We start from the raw sequence: 3,271 nt of genomic DNA on the forward strand, positions 1-3,271 counted from the left end.
GTGCTCGCCGACCCGGACCCCCAGGCCCGCGTCCACCCAGCCCGCCACCACCTCGGCCGGTTCCGCCCCGCCGAGCGCGAGGCCGGCCTCGGCGGCGCGCCTGGCCAGCGCCGCGAGCGTCCGCCCCTTCAGCAGGTCCCGGTAGAGCAGGCCCTCCGCGCCGGTCAGCTCGAACTCCCGGCGCCGGCCCCGGACCCGCTCGTCGACGATCGACAGCCCGCCGGGCCGCTCGACCGCGACCAGGCGCGCCCCGGGGTGGCCGTCGTTCCAGGCGGTCAGCCCCGCGACCAGCGCCTCGCCCTCGGCCCGGCCGATGCCGGCGGGCGCGCTGTCGAACACGTACACCAGGTCGGACAGGTCCTCGACCGACTCCTGGTAGATCGAGGAGAGCAGGCCGGAGGGCCCCTCGTTGACCATGCCCAGGCCGGGGTCGTCGAAGTACGGGCTGAACCGGGTGAGCCGGACCCGGGGCCAGGCGTCGGGCGGGAACAGGTGCACCAGGTTCGGCAGCTGCGCCACGATCGGCGCGTAGTCGTCCCAGGTCTCGCCGGGGAAGCCGTAGAGGAAGTTCCAGCTCGGGAAGATGGCCAGGCTGCGGCAGTCCCGCAGGAACCGGATGTTCTGCCAGCCCTGCACGCCCTTGCGCATCAGCTTGAGCACCCGGCTGCTGAGGTTCTCGATGCCGGGCTGGATCTGGGTCACCCCGCCGTCGGCGAGGGCGCGCAGCTGGCGGTACCCCAGGTTGGACTTGACCTCGAAGAACAACCGCAGGTCCCAGCCCGTCTCGCCGAGGTCGGGGATCAGCGAGTCGAGGTAGCCCATGTCGAGGATGTTGTCGGCGAACACGACGTCCAGCGCGCGGTGCTCGCGCACGGCGGAGACGATCTCCTCCAGCATCCGCTCCGGCGGCTTGGACCGGTGGGTCATCAGCGAGCCGTTGAGCCCGCAGAAGGTGCAGTGGTGCTTCTCGCCCCACCAGCAGCCCCGCCCGCCCTCCACGCAGATCTTGGGCAGCACGTCGCGGCACGCCCGCGTGCGGTGGAACTCGGCGAAGTACTCGTCGAACCGGGGCGCGGGCACCCGGGCCATCGGCACCATCCCGCCGCTGAGCGGGTTGACCACGCTGCGGCCGTCCTCGCGCCAGCACAGGCCGCTGATGGCCCTCAGCGCCGGCGCGACGTCCTCGCCCGCCGCCTGCGCGGCCAGCGCGTCGAGCAGCTCGACCAGCACCAGCTCGGCCTCGCCGCGGACGACGTGGTCCAGGAACCCGAACGCGCGGTGCAGCGCGGCGCCCTGCGACCCGTCGCAGTTCGCGCCGCCCAGCACGGTCACGACGTGGGGCGCCAGCTCCTTGATGCGCTTGGCCAGCGCCAGCGAGGCGATGTTCTGGTCGAAGGTGGTGGTCAGCCCGACCACGTCCGGACCGCTCCGCACGATCTCCCGGGCCAGCTCGTCGACGAAACCGCGCGAGTGGCCGAACATCCGCGCCGGCGCTTCGAGGTCCGCGCCCTGCTCCCGGGCGAGGGCGTAGAACGGGGTCTCCTCCGGCGCGGGCGTCGGGTACAGCGCCGGCGAGAACACCCACTCGCCCATGCCGGTGAAGTCGCCCCGGGCGATCACGTTGTAGTCGCGCTCGCCGATGCTCCCGGAGCTGCGCTCGTGCAGGTATTCGACCCAGCGCAGGTTCGCGTACAGCACGTCCACCTCGGACACCCCGTCGTGCTCCGCCACCAGGGGCACGAGGGTGCTCAGCGCCAGCGACGGCATGTCCACCGACGCCCACGGCATGCACACCATCAGGACCCGGCGGGGCCGCGCCGGTCCCGGCCGGCGGGGCACGCGCGGGTGCGGCAGGGAAACGCCGGTCATCGGCTGACCTCCGCGTCAGGTCGATCGGACTCGTCGTGCTCCGGCACCCGGTGGAACCGGCGGACCCCGCTCAGCGCGGTCCAGGTCGTCGACAGGGCGATGCCCGCGGACGCGAGCACGAGCGTCGCGCGCATCCCGAGCGGCCCCGCCGCCAGCGCGCCGCCGGCGATCGCGCCAATCGGCTCGACGCCCCAGGTCAGGAAGCGGAACGTGGCGGTCGTGCGCCCCAGGTAGGAGTCGTCGACCAGGGCCTGGCGGATGGTCATCCCCGACACCAGCAGCAGGACGACGCAGAAGGACCAGAACAGCGACGACCCGCCGACCAGCGCCACCGCCACCCAGGTCGGCGCGCCCTCCGCGGCCGGGACCAGCAAACCCGCCGCGCCCGGCAGCGCGTAGCAGGCGATCAGCATCCGGCCGAGGCCGGTGCGCCCGCTGATCGGGCCGACGAGCGTGGACGCCGCCAGGCCGCCGACACCGCCGAGGGCGGTGCACACGCCGAGCAGCAGCGGGCTGAAGCCGAGCACGCGCACCACGTAGAGCACGTACACGGCGAAGAACATCGCGGTGAAAAGGTTGAAGTGCGCGGCGGACAGCGCCAGCGGCCGCAGGATGTCGTTGCGCCACACCAGGGACACGCCGCGCAGCGCGGCGCGGAAGTGGCCGGTCCGCTCCTCGGGCGCGACCTCCTTCGGCGGCGCCTTCGGCAGGGTGCTCAGCGTCGCCGTGCTCACCAGGTAGGTGATGCTGTCGACCAGGATGGTCACCGGCGCGCCCAGGACCTGCACCAGCAGGCCGGCGACACCGGGGCCGCCGACCTCGCCGACCGCCTCGGTGCCCTGGAGCCACGAGTTCGCCTGCGTCAGGGAGGACCGGCCGACGAGCCTGGGCACGTAGCTGGAGAGGGCGCTCTCGAACAGCAGGGTCATCGCGCCGACGACGAACGAGACCGCGAACAGCACCCAGACGCTCAGCGAGTCCAGCCAGTACAGGACCGGCACGAGCAGCAGCGTGACCGCCCGCACCAGGTTCGCCAGCCGCATGACGTTGCGGCGCTCGTACTGGTCGGCCCACACGCCCGCGGACAGCCCGAAGAGCAGCACGGCCAGCGACCCGGCGGCGGCCAGCAGGCCCATCTCCCAGGCGCCCGCGTCCAGCGTGAGCACCGCGACCAGCGGCAGGGCGAACAGGGTGACCTGCGAGCCGATCAGCGAAGTCGACTCGGCCGCCCACAGCCGGAAGAACCCGGTACGCCGGAGTTCGGAATTCAGGGACACGTCATCACCCATCGCCGCACGGAGGACACTGGCAGACCACGCCGTCGAGGTCCTCCGTCCGACCGGACGGGAACACCAGGTGACGGCGCGCGTTGACTATCGAACAGGTCCCGGAGGCGAGGAAC

General features: G+C 72.8%; 2 protein-coding genes. Both read right to left on the reverse strand.

Annotated features, from left to right (window positions below):
• Positions 1-1,869: RiPP maturation radical SAM C-methyltransferase (locus ACFV4N_RS41745; RefSeq protein ID WP_499678228.1), on the reverse strand; the 1,869-nt coding region annotated here is incomplete at its 3' end.
• Positions 1,866-3,146: an MFS transporter gene (locus tag ACFV4N_RS41750; RefSeq protein WP_499678229.1), complete on the reverse strand. Its 1,281-nt coding sequence runs from the start codon at positions 3,144-3,146 to the stop codon at positions 1,866-1,868. The genes ACFV4N_RS41750 and ACFV4N_RS41745, both read right to left, overlap by 4 nt.
• Between the last annotated feature and the right edge of the window lie 125 nt (positions 3,147-3,271).

This window comes from Actinosynnema sp. NPDC059797 (assembly GCF_042732085.1).
GTDB lineage: Bacteria > Actinomycetota > Actinomycetes > Mycobacteriales > Pseudonocardiaceae > Actinosynnema.